This is a genomic window from Burkholderia stagnalis, from assembly GCF_902830275.1.
GTDB classification, from domain to species: Bacteria; Pseudomonadota; Gammaproteobacteria; order Burkholderiales; family Burkholderiaceae; genus Burkholderia; species Burkholderia stagnalis.
Genome location: NZ_CADESW010000125.1, coordinates 1 through 223, shown reverse-complemented (window position 1 = coordinate 223; position 223 = coordinate 1). Strand labels below are relative to the sequence as shown.

Genomic DNA, 223 nt, shown 5'->3' with positions numbered 1-223 from the left:
CGTCAAGGTGGCAGGCAATGTCGTCAACCAGGGATCGGTGACGAGCGGCGGCGCGCTCGACATCATGGGCCACTTGACCAATAACGGCGCCGCCAGCTTGGTGGACGGCCGCGACGTTCAGGTCATGGGTAACGTCGTCAACCAGGGCGCGGTGAACAGCGACGGCACGCTGAAGTTCGTGGGCTCGCTGACCAACAATGGCACCGTCCGCGGTGGCGACGTC

1 protein-coding gene is annotated in these 223 nt (G+C 65.0%); it reads left to right on the top strand.

The window, feature by feature from the left end; all coding sequences use genetic code 11:
- Positions 1-223, top strand: a 223-nt coding sequence (locus HWY45_RS36520; RefSeq protein ID WP_176118539.1) for a hypothetical protein, incomplete at both ends; no start/stop codon positions are given.